Annotated in this window: 21 protein-coding genes and 1 pseudogene; 13 read left to right on the plus strand and 9 right to left on the minus strand. The window is 46.3% G+C overall.

Going from position 1 to position 20,904, the window contains the following annotated elements; translation table 11 throughout:
- Positions 1 to 47 precede the first annotated feature (47 nt).
- Positions 48 to 359: an ArsR/SmtB family transcription factor gene (locus ABD014_RS16520; RefSeq protein ID WP_343863202.1), complete on the minus strand. Its 312-nt coding sequence runs from the start codon at positions 357 to 359 to the stop codon at positions 48 to 50.
- The gene (locus tag ABD014_RS16525) at positions 337 to 834 is read right to left on the minus strand and encodes a MarR family winged helix-turn-helix transcriptional regulator (RefSeq protein ID WP_343862950.1); all 498 of its coding nucleotides are present in this window, start codon (positions 832 to 834) and stop codon (positions 337 to 339) included. Before ABD014_RS16525 ends, ABD014_RS16520 begins: the two co-directional genes overlap by 23 nt.
- A gap of 136 nt (positions 835 to 970) precedes the next feature.
- On the opposite strand from ABD014_RS16525, the gene ABD014_RS16530 reads away from it, so the two are divergent.
- The 9 genes from ABD014_RS16530 to ABD014_RS16570 all read left to right on the plus strand — a co-directional run bounded on the left by ABD014_RS16530 (position 971) and on the right by ABD014_RS16570 (position 10,979).
- On the plus strand, positions 971 to 1,471 hold the full coding sequence (locus ABD014_RS16530) for a CarD family transcriptional regulator (protein WP_343862951.1): 501 nt from the start codon (positions 971 to 973) through the stop codon (positions 1,469 to 1,471).
- A 189-nt stretch (positions 1,472 to 1,660) separates the two neighbouring features.
- Positions 1,661 to 2,578: an HPr(Ser) kinase/phosphatase gene (hprK, locus tag ABD014_RS16535; RefSeq protein WP_343862952.1), complete on the plus strand. Its 918-nt coding sequence runs from the start codon at positions 1,661 to 1,663 to the stop codon at positions 2,576 to 2,578.
- A gap of 96 nt (positions 2,579 to 2,674) precedes the next feature.
- Positions 2,675 to 3,838, plus strand: coding sequence for a tryptophan synthase subunit beta (gene trpB, locus ABD014_RS16540; protein ID WP_379340854.1), 1,164 nt, complete (start codon positions 2,675 to 2,677; stop codon positions 3,836 to 3,838).
- A gap of 207 nt (positions 3,839 to 4,045) precedes the next feature.
- The gene (locus tag ABD014_RS16545) at positions 4,046 to 5,470 is read left to right on the plus strand and encodes a stalk domain-containing protein (protein WP_343862953.1); all 1,425 of its coding nucleotides are present in this window, start codon (positions 4,046 to 4,048) and stop codon (positions 5,468 to 5,470) included.
- 32 nt (positions 5,471 to 5,502) lie between these two features.
- Complete coding sequence (locus tag ABD014_RS16550; protein WP_343862954.1) at positions 5,503 to 6,363, plus strand: phosphate ABC transporter substrate-binding protein; 861 nt, start codon at positions 5,503 to 5,505, stop codon at positions 6,361 to 6,363.
- Between the two features lie 69 nt (positions 6,364 to 6,432).
- A complete protein-coding gene (pstC, locus tag ABD014_RS16555) occupies positions 6,433 to 7,380 on the plus strand; it encodes a phosphate ABC transporter permease subunit PstC (RefSeq protein WP_343862955.1) in 948 nt (315 codons plus the stop codon).
- A gap of 3 nt (positions 7,381 to 7,383) precedes the next feature.
- Entirely contained in the window at positions 7,384 to 8,265 is an 882-nt protein-coding gene (gene pstA / locus ABD014_RS16560; protein ID WP_343862956.1) for a phosphate ABC transporter permease PstA, read from the plus strand.
- 278 nt (positions 8,266 to 8,543) lie between these two features.
- Entirely contained in the window at positions 8,544 to 10,070 is a 1,527-nt protein-coding gene (locus ABD014_RS16565) for a malate:quinone oxidoreductase (RefSeq protein ID WP_343863203.1), read from the plus strand.
- A gap of 135 nt (positions 10,071 to 10,205) precedes the next feature.
- Positions 10,206 to 10,979 (plus strand): SMI1/KNR4 family protein, encoded by a 774-nt coding sequence (locus tag ABD014_RS16570; RefSeq protein WP_343862957.1) that lies wholly within the window; start codon positions 10,206 to 10,208, stop codon positions 10,977 to 10,979.
- On the opposite strand, the gene ABD014_RS16575 is transcribed toward ABD014_RS16570, so the two are convergent.
- Positions 10,963 to 11,526, minus strand: coding sequence for a GNAT family N-acetyltransferase (locus ABD014_RS16575; protein WP_343862958.1), 564 nt, complete (start codon positions 11,524 to 11,526; stop codon positions 10,963 to 10,965). The two genes, ABD014_RS16570 and ABD014_RS16575, sit on opposite strands and share 17 nt — an antisense overlap.
- Positions 11,527 to 11,633: 107 nt before the next feature.
- Here ABD014_RS16575 and pdxR point away from each other — a divergent pair, with 107 nt between their 5' ends.
- From pdxR to ABD014_RS16590, 3 genes and pseudogenes are all read left to right on the plus strand, one after another.
- Positions 11,634 to 13,055 (plus strand): MocR-like pyridoxine biosynthesis transcription factor PdxR, encoded by a 1,422-nt coding sequence (pdxR, locus tag ABD014_RS16580; protein WP_343862959.1) that lies wholly within the window; start codon positions 11,634 to 11,636, stop codon positions 13,053 to 13,055.
- Positions 13,056 to 13,318: 263 nt separating this feature from the next.
- Positions 13,319 to 14,227, plus strand: a pseudogene (locus ABD014_RS16585) (endo-1,4-beta-xylanase); the annotation flags it as partial.
- A complete protein-coding gene (locus ABD014_RS16590) occupies positions 14,204 to 14,986 on the plus strand; it encodes a cellulose binding domain-containing protein (RefSeq protein ID WP_343863205.1) in 783 nt (260 codons plus the stop codon). The pseudogene ABD014_RS16585 and the gene ABD014_RS16590, both read left to right, overlap by 24 nt.
- A 116-nt stretch (positions 14,987 to 15,102) precedes the next feature.
- Here the strand turns inward: ABD014_RS16590 and ABD014_RS16595 are convergent, their stop codons facing one another.
- The 6 genes from ABD014_RS16595 to ABD014_RS16620 form a co-directional block, all read right to left on the minus strand.
- Positions 15,103 to 15,342, minus strand: a complete 240-nt coding sequence (locus ABD014_RS16595) for a hypothetical protein (RefSeq protein ID WP_343862961.1) — start codon at positions 15,340 to 15,342, stop codon at positions 15,103 to 15,105.
- A 445-nt stretch (positions 15,343 to 15,787) separates the two neighbouring features.
- Positions 15,788 to 16,153 (minus strand): steroid Delta-isomerase, encoded by a 366-nt coding sequence (locus ABD014_RS16600; RefSeq protein ID WP_343862963.1) that lies wholly within the window; start codon positions 16,151 to 16,153, stop codon positions 15,788 to 15,790.
- Between the two features lie 75 nt (positions 16,154 to 16,228).
- Positions 16,229 to 16,981, minus strand: a complete 753-nt coding sequence (locus tag ABD014_RS16605; RefSeq protein WP_343862964.1) for an SDR family NAD(P)-dependent oxidoreductase — start codon at positions 16,979 to 16,981, stop codon at positions 16,229 to 16,231.
- A gap of 13 nt (positions 16,982 to 16,994) precedes the next feature.
- A complete protein-coding gene (locus ABD014_RS16610) occupies positions 16,995 to 17,207 on the minus strand; it encodes a hypothetical protein (RefSeq protein WP_343862965.1) in 213 nt (70 codons plus the stop codon).
- 175 nt (positions 17,208 to 17,382) lie between these two features.
- On the minus strand, positions 17,383 to 18,603 hold the full coding sequence (locus ABD014_RS16615; protein WP_343863207.1) for an anaerobic sulfatase maturase: 1,221 nt from the start codon (positions 18,601 to 18,603) through the stop codon (positions 17,383 to 17,385).
- 186 nt (positions 18,604 to 18,789) lie between these two features.
- Entirely contained in the window at positions 18,790 to 19,977 is a 1,188-nt protein-coding gene (locus ABD014_RS16620; protein ID WP_343862966.1) for an ROK family protein, read from the minus strand.
- Positions 19,978 to 20,249: 272 nt separating this feature from the next.
- On the opposite strand from ABD014_RS16620, the gene ABD014_RS16625 reads away from it, so the two are divergent.
- The gene (locus ABD014_RS16625; protein ID WP_343862967.1) at positions 20,250 to 20,891 is read left to right on the plus strand and encodes a chromate transporter; all 642 of its coding nucleotides are present in this window, start codon (positions 20,250 to 20,252) and stop codon (positions 20,889 to 20,891) included.
- The last annotated feature ends 13 nt before the right edge of the window (positions 20,892 to 20,904 follow it).

Genomic DNA, 20,904 nt, shown 5'->3' on the forward strand with positions numbered 1-20,904 from the left:
ATATACAGAAATATAGATATGATGAAAGAAAAAAAGCCTCCTTCCGGCTACAGTTTACTTCGAACGTATTCAGAGAATTGCTGGATGGTCTTTTCGTTCCGCCGATAATATGTCCATTTTCCGATTCGCTCAGATTCCAATAGACCAGCTTGCTGCATGGTGGCTAGATAGCTTGATATCACAGACTGGGCCAGTCCTGACTTTGCCTGAATATCTCCAACACATACTCCAATGCGGAAATTAAGCCCCTGTTTCAAATAGAGCTCTTCATCAAAAAACTCGGCTGGATTCTTTAGCCATTGCATGATTTGACAACGCGTCTCGTTAGACAAAGCTTTATAAATTAATAAAGGTTCCATGTCCATCATTATATCTACTTTTATAGATTTGTAAAGATGAGGCATCATCCAATCCCCAATCCATCTTCAAGATTTGCATAAGCTGATCCGCGTGCTCAGTTCCGATGGAGGCAATAATCTTAGCTTCAAGCGTTTCCCTAATGGCTTTGTTCTGTTCGAAGCATTCTTCGCCGAGCTTTGTAAGCTGGATGCACTTGTCTTTGTTGTTATGCTGTGCCTTGTTGATTTCGACCAAGCCTTTGGACTCCAGATTTTTAATAAACTTATGTGTAGCCTGACGGGAAATCTCCATTTGCCTTGCGACATAGGATATGGTTACCTGCTTCTTGTAGATTCTCGCCATAATGAACCATTCTGAGTTGGATATATGGATGTCATGGCTTTGATGCCACAATTGATTGTTCAAGCTCCGAAGACGGATATGGAGCTCACTTAGCAGGTCAATTAAATCAAGGTTTTGTAATCCCGTATTCATAAATATCATTCCTTTTCCTTTGGAAATATGCTCATTTAATATACAAAAGCCGCTCATTCATTGTCAACTAGGTTGACGAAGGTGTATAATAGAGATGTATGTCAACCTAGTTGACAAATGCGAGGAGGATGACAGCATGTTTAAAGTGGGTCATTTGGTTATATATTCAGTACACGGCATATGCAGAATTGATAATATAAGCGAGAAGGAAATTGCCGGTAAACTGAAGCTGTATTATGATTTGCATCCGTTGAGCGACGATAATCTAAAGATCAGCACTCCGGTGGACAACCACAATTTGCTCATGCTTAACCTAATTGGACGGGAGGAAGCCAAGGAGGTTATACAATCCTTTAGATCTCAGGGTACTGAATGGATCGAGAGAAATACGGAACGCAATCATACGTATTCTAAAGTTATCCGTTCTGGCAACAGGGAAGAAATCGCTAAAATTATTAATACGCTAATGCGTCAAAAGCTGAAGGCCGAAAGAAATAACAAAAAGCTGAGCAATCAAGATCAGACCATGTTAACTTCAACTCGAAATATATTGTTCAAAGAAATTTCAATCGCTTTGGGAACTACGTATGAGGCGGTATTGGATGAAGTAAATGGCTTAATTGCGCAGAGTGCTTAATGATTGAATAAATAGGGATTCCCGTTTGCTATTAAAATACCGGACAAAAAATCACTAATCCTGCTTTAGGGTTAGTGATTTTTTTATGGATGAACTGTCTTATAACTGTTAGAACACAGAGAGGAACTCTTAATAGAATTCTGTTAAAATCAATCCAACTAGGATAGATAGTTCGAAGGAGGAGAGACAATGAAGACGATCACTGTTCAGAGATTGGCGGAGGTATTCAAATTAGAGGTGCTCACTGGAGCTGGCCACATGGACCGCGAGATTACCCGACCTCGTACACATAGACCGGGGCTGGAGTTTGTCGGGTATTTCGATTTTTTCCCTATGAAGCGGGTTCAAATACTCGGTCGTAAGGAAATTACCTATTTATTGACGCGCACGGTAGAGGAACGCAAGCTGCATATTGGGAACATCGTCAAATATCATCCGCCTTGCTTTATTGTGACGTCGGGCCAGCAGGAGATCCCTTTTCTAACCCTGTTCTGCGAACAAGAAGGCATCCCTTTGCTGAGGACGTCAGAGACAACAACGGATTTTATTGCCAAGCTGGATGGTTATCTAGTGAAGGCACTGGCACCAGAGATATCGATTCATGGAGTATGTGTAAATGTCTCCGGCATAGGTATCCTGCTCAGGGGTAAATCCGGCATTGGCAAAAGTGAGACAGCCCATACGCTCATCCGGAGGGGACATCGATTTGTAGCGGACGATATCGTGGTGCTTAAGAGACTCGGTCCATCTACGCTACTTGGATCGCATAACGAGACTACTCGTGAATTTCTTGCTCTGCGCAGCGTTGGACTGATTAATGTCGTACGCCAATATGGGCGAAGAGCTTTTCAGGATGAGACGAGGATTGTGCTTGATATCGAATTAACCCCGTGGAAGGGGGATTCTCTGAACAATGAGCTGGAGGTCGTACCTCAGTTCACTGATTATCTGGGTGTTCAGATACCGCATATCGAAATTCAGCTGCAGCCAGGTCGCGACGTAGCTGGTCTGATCGAGGCAGCGGCGAATAATTGGTATCTGAAGCAGCTTGGCTACAGTGCCGCGGAGGAGTTCATGAAGCGGATCGAGGACGAGATGCAGTCCTAAGCTGCAGACTCAGAAATTAAACCGCCCATAAGCAGCAAATTATGGTACGATAGTAAGAAAAATTTTCGATTGTATCTATTTTGGAGGTGTTAAATGATGAGCCAGCAGCTGCAGCAAGAAGGTTATTTTGGAGAGTTCGGAGGCAGCTTCGTACCGCCGGAATTGCAAGAGGTTATGGACTATTTAAGCGAACAGTTCTACAAGTTCAAGGATGATCCCGAATTTAATGAAGAACTTCGCTATTATTTGCGCGAATATGTGGGTCGGGAGAGTCCATTAACTTACGCACAACGATTGTCCGATGCCTGGGGCGGGGCTAAGATCTATCTGAAGCGAGAAGATTTAAATCATACAGGAGCACATAAAATCAACAACGCTATCGGTCAGATTCTACTAGCCAAAAGAATGGGAGCGAAGCGGATTATTGCTGAGACTGGCGCTGGACAGCACGGGGTAGCGACGGCGACGGCCTGCGCTATGTTCGATATGGAATGTGTCATCTATATGGGAGCCGAGGATACCCGGCGGCAAGCGCTGAACGTATTCCGGATGGAGCTGCTGGGAGCTACCGTCGTTCCGGTTAATAAGGGACAAGGTCGGTTGAAGGATGCAGTAGATGAAGCGCTGAATGATCTGGTGATGAACTATCAGAATACATTCTATCTGCTAGGTTCTGCTGTCGGCCCTCATCCATTTCCGACGATGGTCAAGCACTTCCAATCCATAATAAGCGAAGAATCAAGACGGCAAATCCTGGAGAAGGAAGGCCGCTTGCCTGATGCGGTGATCGCTTGTGTCGGAGGCGGCAGCAATGCGATCGGCGCCTTCGCCCATTATATCGATGAGCCAGGCGTTCGTCTGATCGGGGTCGAGCCGGATCAAGCACCAACCTTGACGCAGGGCGTTCCGAGCGTGATTCATGGCTTCAAATGTCTAGTACTCCTCGATGAGGAGGGCCAGCCGCAGAAGACCTATTCAATTGCAGCCGGTCTGGATTACCCAGGTATCGGGCCAGAACATAGCCATTTGAAGGTATCTGAGCGGGGGGAATATGTGACCGTATCTAACGAAGAAGTACTTGAAGCATTTCAGGAATTATCCCGTACCGAGGGGATTATTCCTGCTCTTGAGAGTGCTCATGCGGTTGCCCACGCGAAGAAGCTAGCGCCTACGATGAGTAAAGATCAGATTCTTATTGTAAATTTGTCTGGTCGCGGCGATAAGGATGTTGAGCAAGTGTTCCAAATGCTTCAGAAATAATCAGAGATTCAATTACAATAATAAATGTAAAGACGACGAGGGACCCAGTCCCTACGTCGTCTTTTTGTTAACTGCAAATCAGAGGTTTACAATCCGGCGAAATTTTCCCTTTTGTTTTACAAAACTTTACAATCTTCTGAAATCGTTTTAACAAATATATATGACAATCTACTTAGTTACATATGCCAATATAAAAGGGTGAATTGGATGAAGATGAGTAAGGTTCTGGGAACGATTCTTGCTTCTGCACTGGTGACCTCGTCTGTGGTGGCGGCAACTGCGGCCGCGGCTGAAGCGGGCCCAAAGCCAGTAGCGGCTAATTCAGGGGCAAGCCAACTTAAGGTAGTTAGTGGAAATGTGACGATCGACGGCGACAAAATTTCGCTCAAGACGATGGTCGTAGGTAAGACGATGCTTTATTCGCTTCGCGACTTGGCTGGTGGACTAGGGGCTACCATCAAACAAAGTGGAGAAAGTCTCATTCTGACGGACAGTCAGGGATTGCACGAAATGAGCCTCAAAGCTGGCTCCAAGAGCTACAGTCTGGATGGAGCTACTGCCCAATTTACGATCGCTCCGCAAGTCGTAGGAGGTTCATTGTTCGTAGAGCCAATCACACTGGTCCATGCTTTGGGGGGAGAAGTGCTGGAGACGGGCGAACTGCGTAGTGTGGCACGCTTGAACGGCCAGTTTGCTACGCCTCTGTTCGATGCTTCTGGCAACGTCATCGTCAGCCAAGAGGATGTAGAAGCTTTACAGCTGATCAAGCTGGGGAAGAGTGGGCAAGTGGAGACGTTCTCCGACAATAGCAACGCTATTGGTGCCGCTGTGTCTCCTGATGGTTCCTTAGCTGCATTTACCGATGAGCAAGGGGCGTTGTTCCTGATGAATACGGCAAGCGGCAGAATCAAACCGCTCGGCACAGACACGTCAGTCAAGACCGATCTGGTCTGGTCTGCGGATGGCAAGAAAATCTATTTTATCCAAGGCGACAAACAAGAGAAGATTGCATACATAAGTCTGGATACTGGCAAAATCACACAATTGCTGGCTGATAAAGTAGAGAATAAATCTGAAGTGCAAGTGTCTGCGGACGGGAAGAAGCTCGTCTACTTCGTTAACGTGACCGGTAAAGCTGAGACGGATAAAGAAGGTACAGAAGAATCACTGACAATCGATTACTCCCAGGCGGGTTCGCAAGTGTTCTCACTCGAGCTTGGTAACCCAGAGGCCAAACCTGTACAGTTGACCCAGCAATTAGACAATAAAATATACTTGTCCCTGTTGTCGGACGGCAGTGTTGCTTACATCAGCGCCGATCCGGAAGGCAAGGTAGAGAACGACACCCTGAAGATCATTCCAGCCGATGGTTCCCAAATCCGCAATTTAGTCGCTGACGTTAACGTGATCTCTAGCGAATCTCTCTCCGGCAAATTGATCGTTCTCGCTGAGACGGCGGATGGCACTAGCAAATGGTTCGAAGTATCCGCTTCGGGCGCTAAAACAGAACTGTTCAGCACAAACGAATCAGTCTCCGACTGGACCATTGCATCAAATGGGACCATTGCGTTCATTGCAGATGGCAAAGTAGTGTTGGTGCAAGGCGGCAAAGTCTTAGAATTGACGAAATAATATAATCTATAATCCGGAAGGGGTTACTCCATATGAAATGGTTGAAAAAACTGTCCTTGGCGGCAATCGCCTCAGCATTCCTCTTGTCTGCCACGCTCACAGGCTCTGCAGGAGCAAAGGATGAACTGAAGGGTAAAATCACGGTAAACGGTTCGACAGCACTGCTGCCGTTGACGCTGCAAGCGGCTAAGGAGTTCCAGAAGCTGCATCCTAAAGTGAAAATCGCTGCTTCGGGTAAAGGTTCGGTTACCGGCCCGCAAGCGGTTAAGAAGGGCATTGCAGATATCGGTGCCTGCGACTGGGATGCCAGCGAGGACGTACCAGGCTTTAAGAAGTTCGAGGGCCAAGTAGCCAATAAAGTTGCGGTAATCCCGTTTGCAACGATCGTGAACAAAAGCGTCAAAGTAGATAGCCTTACAACGGAACAATTGAAAGGCATCTATTCTGGCAAAATCACGAACTGGAAAGATGTTGGCGGTGACGACAAGGATATCGTAGTCATTACCCGTTCCTTCGGTTCCGGTACTCGTGTCAATTACCAGGCCAAAGCGCTTGGAGGCGGAGACATCGTCAAGAAGGAGAAGAATTACAAGGAAGTGGGCTCCAGCGGAGACATGAAGACAGCTGTGGCCACCACACCGAACTCGATTGGTTACATCGATTTGACTTATATCAGCGGCGATGACATCAAGGCTGTGAAGCATAACGGAGTAGAAGCTACCGTTGAGAACGTAATTAACGGCAAATACAAGATTTGGTCGTACGGTTACTATATGACCAAGGGGCAGCCAACTGGCGAGACGAAAGCTTTCATCGAATACGTACAAAGCAAAAAGTTCCAGGAAGGTTCCCTGAAAAAATTGAAATTCATTCCGATCTCGGCAATGAAATAAATCAGCGATAGCTACAATTCGACCAGTCCCTGATTTACGGGACTGGTCTTATATATGGGAGGAACCAGGTTGAACATTTCTGCTCATAAAGCTGCCCGGGAAGCCGGGGCAGAATTACATCCGCGTCACCGCTGGAATCTTACGTCGAGAAGGGCTCGGGCCCGGGTGGTAAACTGGCTTTTTAAATACTATTTTCTGTTCAGTATTTTAGCGCTCTGCCTGGTATTGGCGATGGTCATTTTCTTTATCGGAAAGACAGCGATGTTAACCTTTCAAGAGGTAACGCCGGCCGAGTTCTTCTTCTCGTTCGATTGGACGCCGGAAGAGGATCGTTTCGGAGCAGCGCTATTTATCGTTAACACATTGTCTTTAACGCTCTTAACCTTAATCATTGCCGTCCCATTATCCTTAGGAATGGCTATTCTGATCGCGGAGATTGCACCTGCATGGGTGAAGAAGTTCGTGAGTCCGCTGCTAGATTTATTAGTCGGGATTCCGTCCATCGTCTACGGCTATCTTGGACTGACCGTACTGCTCCCACTGCTGCGGGAGCTGAGCGGAGAAGGGCTGGGGGACGGTCTGCTGGCCGCTGCATTGGTGCTAACCATCATGATTCTTCCGACGATCAGCCGCATTAGCGAGGATGCGATCTCGGCTGTGCCGAGAAAGTATCGTGACGCTTCTTATGCGCTCGGTGCCACCAGGCTGCAAACCACCTTTAGGGTGGTTCTGCCTGCAGCTGGCCGTGGCATCGTGGCCGCGATTATTCTAGGAATGACCCGGGCGATCGGGGAGACGATGGCCGTGGTCATGGTGATCGGGAATACGCCGCAGCTGGCAAAATCCCTGTTCGCTCCAACGTCAGTACTGACGAGCAACATCGTCATGCAGATCTCCAACGTCGATTTTGACTCAACATGGAATTATAGTTTGCACTTAATGGCGTTTCTGTTGCTGCTCATCTCGTTCGTGTTGATTTTAATCATCCGTATTATCGGGCGAAAGGGAGGGGCTTAAGCGATGACCGGGTTTAAGCTGTCGCGGAAAACTTCTCGCTCCTTGCTATGGGATCGGGTTGCTACGGGCTGTTTCTACGCATTGGGAGCAGGGATTCTGCTGCTTGTGTTTTGGCTGCTGTTCACCATCCTGAGCAAAGGACTACCGCAAATTTCTTGGGATTTCTTGATCAAGCTGCCGGAGGAAATCGATGCCGGCGGAGGCATCGGACCGATGCTGTTCAACTCCTTCTATATCCTGTTTCTCTCGCTGTTGATCTCAGTTCCGATCGGTGTGGGAGCAGGGATTTATATGGCGGAATATGCGCCGAACAATCGATTTACAGAAATTCTTCGTATTTGTGTCGAGTCGCTATCCTCCGTACCATCGATCGTATTCGGCTTGCTCGGCCTGGCGATCTTCGCCGAATATTTTGGAATTGGGCTTACGATCCTTGGTGGAGCTGTTAGCTTGGCATTTCTTAATCTGCCGATGCTGGCTCGGGTGACAGAGGAGGCGGTTCGGGCAGTACCGAACGAACTGCGGCACGCGGCTTATGGACTTGGGACGACCCAGTTCCATATGATCCGTACTGTCGTCATTCCTACAGCCATGCAGGCGATCATCACTGGTATTTGTCTTGTCGCGGGCCGAGCTTTCGGGGAATCGGCTGTCATTATTTTAACTGCGGGACTCAGTACTTCGGGTGAGATGTGGGACTTTAACCTCTTCTCTCCTGGCGAGACTCTGGCCGTCCATTTGTGGTATGTTCAGTCCGAAGCGATTGTGGAGGATGCCAGACAAATTGCCGACAAAGCAGCCGCGGTGCTTGTATTCGTCGTTCTTTTGATCAATATGGTATTTCGCGTGCCGCTCTGGATTAATAATCGGAAGCTGCGGAAATAGGTGCATGAGATTTAGGAAGCTTACTTCAATTATGGCAATTGAGGTAAGCTTTTTTATCATACTGAAAGAATATTTTGATACTGTCTATCACTTAAATTTGTAGGCAAGTGTCTATTAAATGGAAAATAAATATCATATAATACAAATAAATAAATCTTTAATTTTAATTATAGTGATCTCTATAATTAAATGTTTATTGATCCAGAAGAGGTGTGCGGCGAAGTTCACCCCGGCTTGTTGTGAAAGTCTGCATAATAGCGCTTACATCTTTTCGTCAAATATTAGAATGTAAGGACGGACGGCAAATGGCTAACGGACAAAGCAAAACAGACGTTATCTTAATCGGTGCCGGGATTATGAGTGCGACTTTAGGGTCACTACTGAAAGAACTGGCACCGGACTGGGAAATTACAGTGTTTGAGAGGCGCAGTAGCGCTGGAGAGGAAAGCTCTAACGAATGGAATAATGCAGGAACAGGGCATTCTGCACTGTGTGAGCTTAACTACACCGTAGAAAAACCGGATGGATCCATTGATATTAATAAAGCGATCAAGGTTAATGAAGAGTACCAGGTTTCTAAGCAGTTTTGGTCTTATCTTGTAAACAGCAAGCTGATACGCAATCCGCGAGACTTTATTGTGCCAGTACCTCATATGAGCTTTGTACAAGGGGCTAAGGATGTAGCCTTTCTGAAGAAGAGATTCGAAGCATTATCCAGCAACCCGCTATTCCAGGGGATGGAGTATTCGGATGATCCAGCGAAGCTGATGGAATGGATTCCGCTGATGATGAAGGACCGGACGGTAAGGGGTCCGATCGCGGCTACAAGGATTAACTCAGGTACGGATGTTAATTTTGGCGCTTTAACACGCATATTGTTCGACCATTTGAAGAGTAAAGGCGTTGATCTGAAATTCAACCAGCATGTCCATGATGTGAAGCGGACTAGTGATGGCAGATGGGAATTGAAGGTGCGGAATATCGAGAACGGCACGGTTACGCGCCATACGGCTAAATTTGTCTTCATCGGCGGCGGGGGAGGAAGCCTTCACTTGCTGCAGAAATCCGGCATTCCTGAAGGCAAAGGAATAGGTGGATTCCCGATCAGCGGATTGTTTATGGTGTGTAAGAATCCGGACGTTGTTGCACAGCATTATGCTAAGGTATACGGCCAAGCTCAGGTTGGGGCCCCGCCGATGTCTGTTCCGCATCTGGACTCCAGATTAATCGAGGGCAAGGAATCCTTATTATTTGGTCCGTTCGCCGGCTTCTCTCCTAAGTTCTTGAAGTTTGGTTCTATGTTCGATCTGATCACCTCGGTTAGACCGCATAACCTCATAGCGATGTTGGCTTCAGGTGCGAAGAATATGTCATTGGTAACTTATCTGATCAAGGAATTAATGCAATCGAAGGAAAAGCGCGTGCAAACTTTACGGGAATTTGTACCGAATGCCAAATCTGAAGATTGGGATCTGGTGGTGGCTGGACAGCGCGTACAGATTATTAAGGATACAGAAAGTGGCAAAGGAACACTGCAATTTGGTACGGAGGTCATTAGTGCTGCTGACGGATCAATTGCGGCATTGCTTGGCGCTTCGCCAGGTGCTTCTACGGCTGTTCCTGTCATGCTCGAAGTGATCAATAGGTGCTTTCCGCAGCATATCAAAGAGTGGGAGCCGAAGATCAAAGAAATGATTCCATCCTATGGCATGCGGCTTTTAAGCAAGCCCGAACTGATTCAATCGATCCATACTTCTACAGCGCGGACGCTGGGTTTGAATCATGAACCGCAGGCTGTTCAATAAATAATATGTAAAAAAATAGACGGCCTTCTCCTGAATTCTATGGACGAAGGCCGTTTTGTTAGGTTTGAAAGTGAACCATGGTATGATATTTACGAGAAAATGCAAATGAATCTGCGATAAGAGAGGTGGACCGCTTTGGATAAGAGCTATCAAAAGATTGATGCTGTTATTGAGAAGATGCAAGAGGTATTAGAGTCGATACGTGAACAAGATCCGGAATTTTACGCTAAGTATCCGATGCGTCTGATTACTGAAGCAGAAGAACATGATATACGTACTGTGACTGAGAAATGGTGCTTGCCTGATGACTACCTGTATTTCTTGCAGCATTATGTCCCCGAATCGCTAGGTTGGAGCACGGATGAATATATCAATCTTGATATTTACGGTGCCAAAGACATCGTGCAGGGTCAATTGGGATACAGCTATAATCCCGTGACGAATGAAGTTATCCCGGAATGGCCGGACAGCTATCTAGTCATTGCTTCGGATGAAGGAGACCCTTATTGTATCGACCTATCCAGAGGGGATACCGCTATATACACTGCAGAGCATGGGACAGGTTCTTGGGATTTCGACATTGCCTATGACGACCTGGAAGAGTTCCTTCACAGCGTCTTACTGCCGCGCGGTCCTGGGGAGTGGGAGACCGACGAGACTGAAGAGTACGACTATTATAAAGTATTCATTACAGGCGAAGGCAACGATAAGATAAAGACGCTGTTATTCATTAAAAAGACCTTCTCCTGTGATTATTCACAAGCGAAAGTCTATTTGAGCGCCTTGCCATTACAGGTTTTTAAAGGAATTGAATCGTGCGCTATGAATATAGAGGCTGATCTGAAAAGTATCGGTGCGGATTATGAGCTGCGCCAAATTGGTTTTGGGGAGTTTATTTCCGCCGATTAGAGTTCCCCGATAGAGTCCGATACTCATCCTCCAGAATGCTCATCAGGATGGAATCATGATATTGATGATTGTAGAACAAGGCTTCTCGCTGAACCCCTTCTTGCTTGAAGCCTACTTTCTCATATACTCTCATTGCGCGATGATTATACGAGAATACATTCAGCTCAATCCGGTGAAGATTAAGAACCCCGAAGCCGTAATCAAGCATCAGTCGAAGCGCCTCCGTACCGTATCCTTTGTTTTGACTGCTATTAGTGAGCGCAATCCGAATGTTCGCATTACGATTCATTGTATCTATATCCTGAATCGCAATGTCTCCGATAGGGGTATCGTCACTGCGGGTAGCAATGATCAGCAGCACAGAAGATCGGTCCTGTGACTTGGCTTCAATGTAGCTGGCAATTTGCTCCCGGGTATGGTGCATTTGTGTTCCGGTGAGTCTTCTAGTCTTGGGATCGTACAACGTGCTAAAATACCAGTCCGTATCGGCTGCTTCAATCGGACGTAGGTATACCTCTTTTCCTTCGAGAAATCGTACATTTTCCATACTATTCGTATCTCCTTCATCTTAGTTGTATCCTAATCTATCACTGATCTGTATACTTGAAAATATACAGATTTGATTATTTTCAGGTGACAGATGAGAGGGGAAACATGCAAAACATCTATGCTTCAATCTATGAATCTATCAAGAAAGATATTGTCGAGGGAAAATTAGGCGCGAACGATCGTCTGCCCTCGATTCGGGAACAAGCACGGCAATTATCGGTCAGTACGACTCCGGTAGAAGCGGCATATCAGCAGCTAGCCGCGGAGGGATTTATAGAGAGTCGGCCTCGAAAAGGGTTCTTTGTTGCTGCCCTTCCAGTTTCATACGGGCAGTTTACGCTGGCTGATCATCAGAGCAAGCCTGTCCATTTTGAGATGAAACGTGTAGTAGAGGATGCTTATCTCTATGATTTCCACCTGTGCAAAAATGACTTTACAGGCTTCCCGATCAGTCATTGGAAGCGTCTGTTGACGGACACTCTGCGGGATGAATACAACGAGCTCCTATTCTATGGTGATTATCAAGGGGAGGCCGGATTGCGGGAGGAACTGGCGGCCTATCTTTATCGCATTCGCGGTGTAGTCTGTCGCAAGGAGCAGATTGTGATCGGCGCCGAGCAGCATCTGCTTCTTCATTATCTCGCAATCCTGCTTAAGGATGTCTCCCCAGTGATGGCTGTGGAGGATCCTTGTTATCCGCTGCTTCCCTATACCTTTCAAGCCGAGGGCTATGAGATCTCCTATGTTACGGAAGCGGATCAGGGCATCGACATGTCTCGCTTGTTGCAGACGTCAGCCCGTATTGTTGCCGTCTCTCCTTCACATCAGTACCCTGGTGGAAGAGTGATGCCGATTAACGAAAGAATGGAACTTCTGAGGTGGGCTAAGGCACATGGAGGATACATTATTGAGGACGACTACGGGGGAGAGCTCCGTTATTTAGGCCAGCCTGTGCCTGCACTGCAAGGTCTTGCTCCAGGAGCCAATGTGGTTTATATCGGAGGCTTCTCGCAAATTCTCGCACCTGATATTTGCATACATTATATGGTGCTTCCGGATTCGTTGCTGGATGCTTATCATCATTTGCGCAGGAGATTATGGTTCGAACAATCCTCTTCCCGAATATATCAACGCACACTTGAGAAATTTATGGAGCAGGGATATTTCGAGAAGCACATTCGTAGAATGAGAAATCTCTATCGCAAAAAAAGCCATCAGTTAGCCGAAGCACTGCAGACACACTTCCAGGGATACGGTGAGGTCATTAGTCCCCATGCTGGATTTCACCTGATTCTATCGCTTCAGACTTCATCCCCTGAGCAGGAAATGGTTGAATTAGCGCGTTCTCATGGTATCGTGGTTGCTTCGGCGACAGCATTTTATGGGGATAAATCGTTCTATCATCCAAGTAGAAGATTTCTAATTGGCTTCGGTGGCGTTGTCTGGGAGCGGATTGATGAGGGAATAGCTCTGCTGCGGAAGCTATGGGAGCCATATTTCCTCGTGGAGGGTAAACCTTTTATTTGACGGTCATAATCCATTCCAGAGAAAGACAGGAACACGCCCCTCACAAGGATCGAAAATTTTTAAAGTAAAAACCGTATGTATTTAAACTTTTTGTGGATGAAATTGTAATTTATAATTGTAAATGTAAGCGATTTAATAATTTGGAGGTGGTTGGGACCCTGTGGCGAAGGTTCAAGCAAGCTAGGCGGATTGAATCAAAGATCATGATGGAGGAGGTAATGGTTATGTTGAAATCGAAATGGATTTCTTTGTTCGTTGCGATCATGATGTTGAGTGGGCTACTCTTGTCTGCCATTGCGGAAAAAGCCGATGCGAGCCTTGCTTCAGGCAGCAAGTTCTTGGGCAATGTGATCGCAAGCAGCGCTCCCTCGGATTTCACCACTTACTGGAATCAGGTCACGCCGGAGAACGCGACGAAATGGGGTTCCGTTGAATCCACGCGTAATACTATGAGTTGGTCTAATGCGGACTTAATCTATAATTATGCGCAGACCAACAAAATTCCTTTCAAGTTCCATACACTTGTCTGGGGCAGCCAGGAACCGGGCTGGATCAGCAGTCTATCCGCAGCCGATCAGAAGGCAGAAGTGACGGAATGGATTAAGCTCGCTGGACAGCGCTACCCGACAGCGGAATATGTTGACGTCGTTAACGAGCCGCTGCACGCCAAACCTAGTTATCGCAACGCCATTGGCGGAGATGGTACTACCGGTTGGGATTGGGTCATTTGGTCGTTCCAGCAAGCAAGAGCGGCATTCCCAAATTCGAAATTGTTGATTAACGATTACGGCATTATTAGTGATCCGAACGCGGCGTCGCAATATCTGACCATCATCAATCTTCTGAAGGACAGGGGATTGGTCGACGGCATCGGCATTCAATGCCATTATTTCAACATGGATAACGTATCGGTTAGCACTATGAACAATGTCCTCAACTCGCTATCGGCTACGGGCTTGCCGATCTACGTATCGGAATTGGACATGACTGGCGATGACGCCACGCAGTTGTCCCGTTATCAGACGAAGTTCCCGGTACTCTGGGAGAATCCGAACGTGAAGGGTATTACCTTGTGGGGATACATCCAGGGACAAACATGGGCGTCCGATACGCATTTAGTGACCTCGTCTGGCGCCGAGCGTCCGGCCATGCAATGGCTGAAGCAATATCTGGGCGGCGGAAGCACGCCAGTCGTACCAGCTGCGCCGACCGGGTTGACGGCAACAGCGGGCAACGCCCAAGTAGCCCTTAGCTGGGCGGCCTCAAGCGGTGCGACGAGCTACACGGTGAAGCAGGCAACGACCAGCGGAGGTCCGTATACGGACGTAGCAACCAACCTCACGACGACGAGTTATACGAAGACGGGGCTAACGAACGGAACGACGTACTACTACGTCGTCACGGCGACGAACGCCGCCGGAACGAGTGGCAACTCCACGCAAGTGAGTGCGATACCTAGCAGCGGCGGGGGGAATGGCGGAGGTAATCTAGTCGTCCAATACAAGGCACAGAATACGAATGACTCTTCCAACACGCTTGCTCCTAGCTTCGTGATTAAGAATAATGGCACTTCAGCTGTCAGTCTCAGTAATTTAAAAATCCGGTATTACTTCACGAAGGATAGCAGCTCAGCATTAAATGCTTTTATCGATTGGGCGGCGGTCGGCAACTCGAATGTCAGCGCCACCTTCGGAAGTACGACAGGTACCAATGCGGATACGTACATGGAGATTTCTTTCGGTTCCGGAGCGGGCTCGATCGCGTCAGGCGCAACATCGGGCGATATCCAGACACGGATCGCCAAAGCCGACTGGTCCAACTTCAACCAAGCCAATGATTACTCGTATGACCCTACGAAGACGTCCTTTACCGACTGGAATAAAGTAACCATCTATCAGTCTGGAACGCTTGTTTGGGGAATTGAACCATAACATTAAATAAGACCGGTATGGGGAGTACCCATACTGGTCTTTTATGACACAGCCGAGAACACCCGCGACTTTAGTCGTGAGATGAATCGGCTTCGGTCTGGGGCGTGGGCTTTAGCCTACGTACATGACCGACAGATGTAAGGAATGTATTTCATCATCTCGGCGAACATCTTTCCTGCACCTTCGCCAAGGATTTCCGCTGCTCCAAGTCCGCCCAAGCCTTCTTGCATTTTCTGAAGTAGTTCTTGTACAAGTGGTGCTTTTTGTGGATCACTCAGGATATCGCCCAACATTGTATTGCTATCGATTATCGTCTTTATGGCAACAGTGGACTCGACATGGATCGTATCACTCAAGACGATATCCTCAGAGGAGCGTCCAACTAAAATTTCAAACTCACCTGACTCCACATGGTAGTCACTGAGCTCTACGTTGTAGTAGGCGAAGGCTCTTCCTTGTCGTAGGTGGCATTTGCTTTTTTGTTGTCGACACTCATGAGAATGATCCGTAGAACCGTTCAACGGCGCGATCTCAATCCCCATTTTTTATATTCAACTAATCTAAGAAATGAAGGATGTGAATATAGTCGAGGCCATTACGATCAATCTCATTTTACGAAGTCTTTTAAGAAATTTACGGGCATGACCCCGAAGTAGTATCGGTCAACATTGAGGAGTTAATTGAACTCGACTACATATATAACGCAGGGGCAATCGCATTAATGCGCGCCTGCCCCTTTTTGAGTTTTCCTGGAATTTTGGATAATCAATGTACAATAATGTTAGCACGTTATCCTTGGAGCTATAGGGAATTACTGTCTTCCGGACCCCAATATGCGCGCATGCTGGTAATTTTGCCGGATTCATCAAACGTCATGACATCGATGACATTGATACTGCCCACGGCGCTTTCTACCACGAATGCCATCGCTGCCGAATTGCTATGGGATCCGCGGATTGGGGCAACCAATTTAAGTTTGCTTCCATAGGGTATAACCTGCTGATAGAATGCGTCAATGGCCTCCTTGCCTTGTAAAGGTTCGGAACCGACGGGGTCCTCGACCGTTGCATTGTCGGCATATAGCGCAATGACTGCATCTGCATCTTGGGCATTGAATGCGTCGAGATATTGTTGCATGATGGCTTTCATTTCGGATTGTGTTGGCATGTTATTCGTTCCCTTCTCAATTAATAATTTGGGTAAAACAGACGGTTTCCCTTGATTGATGATTAGCACCCTTACCTATTTTGCTGAATAACCTCCATCAATCGGGAGTTCAATGCCTGTGACAAATTTAGATTCATCTGACGCAAGATACAGGACACCATCAGCGATGTCTTCCGGTTTCCCGAGGTATGGAAGAGGCGTAGCGGCCTTAAACCATTCCAGCATCGGCTCAATCGCAAAGAAAGCCTCTGTCATCGGCGTTTCAATATAGCCCGGATGAACGGAATTCACTCGGATATTGTTTTTCGCATAATCAACAGCTGCCCCCTTTGTAAGAAGTCGAATCGCTCCTTTTGAAGCTGTATAGGCACTGGCTCCACTACCACCCGTTAATCCAGCAATAGATGAAATGTTAATAATGGAACCACCCCCGTTTTCCAGCATGACTGGAATCACATGTTTCATGCCAAGAAAAGTGCCTGTTAAGTTGATGTCGATCACTTTGTTCCATTTTTCAAGTGAAGTTTCAATAAACGATGTATCACTAGTAACACCCGCATTATTCACGAGAATATCCACTTTACCGAAAGCTTTAACCGTATCTCCTACCACTTGAATCCAGTTATCTTCAGATGCTACATTATGATAAAATCCAATGGCTTCCCCGCCATTTTCCTTGATTATAGCTACGACTTGATTTACCTTGTCTTCCTGCACATCTGTAACGACTACTTTTGCTCCTTCTTTTGCGAAAAGAATCGCCTCCGCTTTTCCTTGCCCTCCGGCAGAACCCGTAATAATTGCAACTTTATTTGCTAGACGTCCCAAGCCTATCACTCCCTTACTTGATATCTTTCAAGTCATCTACCAATTCCATCAATTTGGCTTCAGATAACTCGGCCTGTGGAAAACCGGACAATTGCTTGAGCGTAAAGCCAAGTGCCATAGAGAGCATAGTGTTTGTGGTAATACCCGGGAGATGCTTTTCCAACACAACCTTTGCAGAATCGTTCTGAAGTAGATCACCCAATTTAGAGTTTTCGTTAAATGTCATTCTTAAAACCTCCATTTATCTGTACTGGCCTTAGTATTTCATGAAATCGCTTTCCTTTATGTCATGATACTGAGAAAAATCGTATGTGAGTGGGGAGGCCTTAAATATATTGCTAATAAAATTGCCCCCTGTCTTCGAGAACAGGGGGCAATGAACATCCCAATCAGCAAGACCATTACAAGATGGGAGACTGATCAGCTGCACAGCAGGCTTTATATTTTTTGTTACTTCTACAAGGACAAGGGTCGTTACGTCCAGGAGTTTTCCCTTTAAGGTAGTGCTTCAGGTTGTGGGAGTACATTTCGTTACGTAATCTTTGTCCCAATTCAAGCATTCTATCATGGGCATAATCGTATATCTGCATATAACTTTGACAGAAGAAATCCGGAGAAGACTGAGTTCCTTCGGGGTTCCACTGACGGTTCCGCGGGCAGCCCCCATAACATAATTTCTTCCAGTCACAACTACGGCATTTTTCTGGAAGTGTTGGCTTCATTTGACGGAAACGTTCAAAGTTTGGATGGGCAAGCATATTTGTTATAGAATCCGTGCCAGCATTACCGACTTTCCATTTCTCATTGATGAAGAAGTCACAAGGAAATGCATCCCCATTTTGCTCAAGCACTAGGGTGGTCGGGCACTCTACTCGATGGATACAGAGCTCTGCTTCCCGATTCACGTATACACTGAGCATATTATCGAAGAAGCGAATCGACGTCTCTGGATTTCCGTTATTATACCATTCGTCGAACACTTCACAGAGAAAGTCACCGTATTCTTGAGGAGCAATTTCAAATACGCCAGGTTTATCTACTTGTTGGGATCTGAAATCCATGCAAGGGATGAATTGAACATAGTTGAAACCGTTCTCACGATAGAATTGCAAGAGCTCTTTAGCTTTGCCTACATTGCCTTTGTGAATTACGGTTAATATATTGAAATCAACCTGATGACGACGAAGATGCTCGATCCCAGCCATCACACGGTCGAAGCTTCCATTACCAGCGGAATTTACTCGGCGGGAGTCATGAATCTCCTTGGGACCATCCAGACTAACACCGATCAGGAATCGATATTGTTTGAAGAAGGAGGCCCATCTGTCATTGATTAATGTAGCATTGGTTTGCAGCGAATTACTGATGATCGTATTAGGAAGGGCGTGCTGAGCCTGAAGCTGTACCACCTCTTCAAAGAACTCATGTCCTGCTAGCAGAGGCTCGCCTCCTTGCCAAGCAAATACAGCTGCGCCGTTACTATGTACCATGTAATCCTTAATAAACTTCTCCAGAATGGCAGAATCGATTCTATTGATTTTTGGGCCGGGTTTACCTCCGCAAGTGCTGTAATAGCAATAATCACAGGCCAAGTTACAGTCTTCCGACACGGTCTTCCACATGACGCCAATATTCGATTGGCCGTTGCCGGTGCATGCTCCTGACAAAGGGATCCCTCCTAGTTGTTTTGAACTCTAAGATAGCACCCTCTTTTGATAATGTCAAAATAATATAAAGTATGCCTAAAATGACATATTAATGTTATAAAGTTATGATTTACCTGTGATCTTAATACCAATTTGAATCTATCAAATCTCCCAGTCATGCAAGATCAAGATAGCAGCTCCAGTTGCCACAGCTTCATTGGTAAGTATGCCTTGTGTAAAGATCGGACTGTATTTGGGATAACGATAGGTATTCTTCTTGGCAACCTCTATAGCGGTATCAAAGACTAGAGGATGTGCGCTAATAAGCGGGCCTCCCAAAATTACATATTCCGGGTGAATCGTATTGATCAAGTTGGCGATGCCTATCCCTAGATAGGCCGCTGTCTCAGTAAATTGTTCTTGTACGAGAGGATCTCCTTGAGCAAGTGCTTTGATCAGTGTTGCAAAAGTAATAAGATCGGGCGGAATGTCAGATATTACACTACTGCGCCCAATTTTTAATTGTGTGCGTACACGTTCCACGAGTGAAGCAACAGACACAAAGGCTTCAAGAGCCCCATAGTTGCCTGTATCCCCCAGTCTTGGGCCATTCGTCTGGATGATCATCTGGCCAATAGCCCCTTCTGTGTCTACAACTCCGCGTAATACTTGTCCACTTGACATGACCGCAGAGCGGATATTGGCACCGACATGAATATAGAGGGCATGTTGAATATTCTTAGTTCTGAGCGCCCAGTGTTCTCCAATAAGTGCAGTATTGGCTCCATTGTCAAGCCTGGCCGGAATATGCAACTGCTCTGTTATCATCTGACATATCGGTACGTTCTGCCAGGAAGGAGCGGGGAATAGTTCAGGATCAACAATAATCCCTTGCTTATGATCCAGAGGACCGACGGCTCCGATGCCTATCCCGAGGACTTCCTTAGAAGTAATATGGTGGTTCTCCATCAATTCATGGACTGTCTTAGTGATATGCTTGACCAGAAGCTCGGGGGTCATGCTAGCATCCATCTTCCAATGAATGATAGAGAGAGGGTTGAGATGCATATCATAGAGCCCTAACGTGGAGTAGATCCTGGAGATTTCTATGCCTATCAGGTAACGGTATTTCGGGTTGGTCTGGAACAAAATAGGCTTCCTGCCACCTGTAGAATTACCAAGACCAGAGATCATGATCAAGCCTTGTGAAGTCATCTCATCCAGCAGACGGGTCATGCTGCTGCTGGTTATAGAGAAATCATTCAATAATTCAGCTTTGGTTATCGCACCGTGATAGGCGATCCGATCATACACTTGTTTTTTTATTGAAGGATTGGAATGAGCGATCATAGTTATCTTTCTCCATTTCCAAGTTAATTAGTCGGGATATCAAATAGTATAACGTTATCTTCCTATAATTTCTAGTTGAGCCATAGATATGGAATCATAATTCCAAAAAGAAATTTACTTGAAACTATACATAGAAAATCCAAATGAAATCGCCATATTTTTAGTTATTATTATACCGTTTTCGGAAACTTAAATCCAAAATGAAATAAATGTGTTATAATACAGGATGTTATCTTCGTGATAGAAACAACATGACTGAGAAGGTGAACCGAATGAAGAATTCGAATTCGATATATGACCGGGCGAGAATGCTTTTGAAGATTTTCGCTGTCTTTTTCAAAATAGGCCCCTCTACCTTTGGCGGCGGATATGCTATGATCGCAACGATTGAACAGGAGATTGTCCATAAGAAGAAATGGATGAGTCAGGAGGAAATGGGGGAGATGGTGTCCATCTCGGGGTCAGCTCCTGGTGGCGTTGCTGTTAACTCCGCTGCATTTATAGGGTATCGCCTTGGCGGTGTAGCGGGTGCGGTTACTGCCGTGACTGCGATTACACTGCCTACCCTTTTTATCGTATTGATATTAAGTCTGCTCGGGGCTGTATTCAAAGACAATATTAAAGTAGCAGCGGCTCTAAAAGGAATTCATGCTGCAGTGGTCTCCCTGATTATTGTTGCTGCTTATAAAATGTGGAGATCATCTGTCATCGATTCGGCCACATTGCTTATTGCTGCAATGGCAGTTATATTACTGCTGTTTACCGGAATTCATCCGTTCTATTTAATACTAGGAGGACCCATACTCGGGATTGTGGTAGTGCTCTTGAAGCGGAACTGCGGAATGACCGTCAAGACGGAGAGAGCGCGACCTGAAGAGACAAAGGAGCCTCATTTCCCTGAATACTACATCTGAGGGTGATCATGAT

The sequence above is a fragment of the Paenibacillus motobuensis genome (assembly GCF_039521865.1).
GTDB classification, from domain to species: domain Bacteria; phylum Bacillota; class Bacilli; order Paenibacillales; family Paenibacillaceae; genus Fontibacillus; species Fontibacillus motobuensis.

Excerpts from the sequence above, each read along its gene's own strand:
- hprK (WP_343862952.1), top strand. The coding sequence starts at position 1,661 with ATGAAGACGATCACTGTTCAGAGATTGGCGGAGGTATTCAAATTAGAG.
- ABD014_RS16600 (WP_343862963.1), bottom strand. The coding sequence starts at position 16,153 with ATGCCAACACAATCCGAAATGAAAGCCATCATGCAACAATATCTCGAC.
- ABD014_RS16590 (WP_343863205.1), top strand. The coding sequence starts at position 14,204 with ATGCAATGGCTGAAGCAATATCTGGGCGGCGGAAGCACGCCAGTCGTA.
- ABD014_RS16615 (WP_343863207.1), bottom strand. The coding sequence starts at position 18,603 with ATGTGGAAGACCGTGTCGGAAGACTGTAACTTGGCCTGTGATTATTGC.
- ABD014_RS16620 (WP_343862966.1), bottom strand. The coding sequence starts at position 19,977 with ATGATCGCTCATTCCAATCCTTCAATAAAAAAACAAGTGTATGATCGG.
- ABD014_RS16550 (WP_343862954.1), top strand. The coding sequence starts at position 5,503 with ATGAAATGGTTGAAAAAACTGTCCTTGGCGGCAATCGCCTCAGCATTC.
- ABD014_RS16575 (WP_343862958.1), bottom strand. The coding sequence starts at position 11,526 with ATGGAAAATGTACGATTTCTCGAAGGAAAAGAGGTATACCTACGTCCG.
- pdxR (WP_343862959.1), top strand. The coding sequence starts at position 11,634 with ATGCAAAACATCTATGCTTCAATCTATGAATCTATCAAGAAAGATATT.
- trpB (WP_379340854.1), top strand. The coding sequence starts at position 2,675 with ATGAGCCAGCAGCTGCAGCAAGAAGGTTATTTTGGAGAGTTCGGAGGC.
- ABD014_RS16545 (WP_343862953.1), top strand. The coding sequence starts at position 4,046 with ATGAAGATGAGTAAGGTTCTGGGAACGATTCTTGCTTCTGCACTGGTG.
- ABD014_RS16610 (WP_343862965.1), bottom strand. The coding sequence starts at position 17,207 with ATGACATTTAACGAAAACTCTAAATTGGGTGATCTACTTCAGAACGAT.
- ABD014_RS16520 (WP_343863202.1), bottom strand. The coding sequence starts at position 359 with ATGGAACCTTTATTAATTTATAAAGCTTTGTCTAACGAGACGCGTTGT.
- ABD014_RS16625 (WP_343862967.1), top strand. The coding sequence starts at position 20,250 with ATGAAGAATTCGAATTCGATATATGACCGGGCGAGAATGCTTTTGAAG.
- ABD014_RS16530 (WP_343862951.1), top strand. The coding sequence starts at position 971 with ATGTTTAAAGTGGGTCATTTGGTTATATATTCAGTACACGGCATATGC.
- ABD014_RS16525 (WP_343862950.1), bottom strand. The coding sequence starts at position 834 with ATGAATACGGGATTACAAAACCTTGATTTAATTGACCTGCTAAGTGAG.
- pstA (WP_343862956.1), top strand. The coding sequence starts at position 7,384 with ATGACCGGGTTTAAGCTGTCGCGGAAAACTTCTCGCTCCTTGCTATGG.